Annotated in this window: 2 protein-coding genes; both read left to right on the top strand. The window is 47.8% G+C overall.

Annotation, left to right across the window (positions count from 1 at the left end):
* Positions 1-55 precede the first annotated feature (55 nt).
* A complete protein-coding gene (locus tag NBH07_RS22430; protein WP_005862367.1) occupies positions 56-433 on the top strand; it encodes a transposase in 378 nt (125 codons plus the stop codon).
* 26 nt (positions 434-459) lie between these two features.
* Complete coding sequence (locus NBH07_RS22425; RefSeq protein ID WP_009018803.1) at positions 460-1,422, top strand: IS3 family transposase; 963 nt, start codon at positions 460-462, stop codon at positions 1,420-1,422.
* Positions 1,423-1,545 lie beyond the last annotated feature (123 nt).

Genomic DNA, 1,545 nt, shown 5'->3' with positions numbered 1-1,545 from the left:
TGTCTTATGCTGATATAGGTAGACACATTCAATAACAATAAAATGTGTAATTATTATGCGCAAAAAACATGAGCATTACAGCGAAGAAGAGAAATTGCATCTTCTTCATTCTTATTATCAATCCGGCATGAGCAAAACCAGTTTTTGCAAACAACATGGTATTAGTGGGATAACTTTGTTAAATAAATGGCTGGCGAAGTATGAATCAGTGGTAAAAGAGGTATCTTTGGCTCCGTGTCAAGCCCCTACGGATATGAGCGATCGAAGCAAAGAGGATTACCATGATGAAAACGCGCGACTCAAGAAGCGTGTTAAGGAGTTGGAGAAGGCCCTTGCCTTCTCCCGGTTGGAAACCGAGGCCCGTGATTTAATGATCACGCGTGCGGAAGAGTATTTTAACATTCCCATCAGAAAAAAACCTGGGGCCAAATAGTAACGGAACTGGTCAGGCTTCGCAAGATGAAAGTAGCGCCAGCCTGCCGTCTGTTTGGCCATTGTCGTCAAGCCTATTACCAGTCCAAGGCTGACATTGGGAGCCATGTGAAGAATGAACGTCTCATGCTGGATACCGTACGTGAGATACGTGGCGAGGATCCCGGTATCGGTGGTTACAAGCTGTGGATCATGCTCACCGCCCTCTTCGGAGAGAGGTTCATGCCCGGTCGCGACAGCTTCTACACGCTGCTTCGTCGACACCGCCTGATGCTTCCTCCGCGCAAAGCCAGGGGCACAACCAATTCCAACCATCGTTACCATAAGTGGAAGAACTTGATAAAGGGCTTTGTCCCAACCTCTCCCAATCAACTGTGGGTTAGCGATATTACCTATATACCGCTTGCCGGCGGAGACGTCTGTTACCTGCATCTGGTCACGGATGCTTATTCCCATAAGATAGTGGGATGGGTACTGGCTGATAGCTTGCGTGCCTCAGCCACGCTTGAGGCGTTGCGGCAGGCCATAGACCAGGCCGTTGAGATGACAGGGAGTGAAAATCTGGAGGGCCTGATACACCACTCTGACCGTGGCGTGCAGTATTGTTGCGACGCGTACGTGGAGCGCCTTCGGCGGCATGGCATTGCCATCAGCATGACAGAAGACTACAAGCCCACGGACAATGCCGTGGCGGAACGTATCAATGGGATAATTAAAGTGGAACGCCTCTATAGGCAAGGGCTGTTCGAGACCATCGAGCGTGCCGCGAGCGTGATAGAGCGCTACATCTACTTCTACAACTACCGCCGACCGCACATGAGTGTCGGTTATAAAACCCCGGGCATAGTGCACGGGGAGAAGGAAACGCAAATAAAAATGTGGCGGAATAAAAGAAAACCCGTGAAAAGTAACGAGAAAGAGATGGATACGATAGCTTTGCAAAGCCGAACAACTAATCTCTCAGAAGGGCTCTGTTCGGCCCAGAGGTAATGTGTCTATGTTATCAGTATGAAGTTAAAAGAAGTGACTACTATATCAGTATTACTTTATAACTACTGTCTACTGATTACGTTTATAAACAAAAAAAGTGTCTAGATAAATCAGGAAAAGACA

Source organism: Parabacteroides sp. B2-S-102 (assembly GCF_023656665.1).
Lineage (GTDB): Bacteria > Bacteroidota > Bacteroidia > Bacteroidales > Tannerellaceae > Parabacteroides > Parabacteroides distasonis.
The sequence above is the reverse complement of the archived record's forward strand: the minus strand, read 5'-3'. Positions and strand labels throughout refer to the sequence as shown.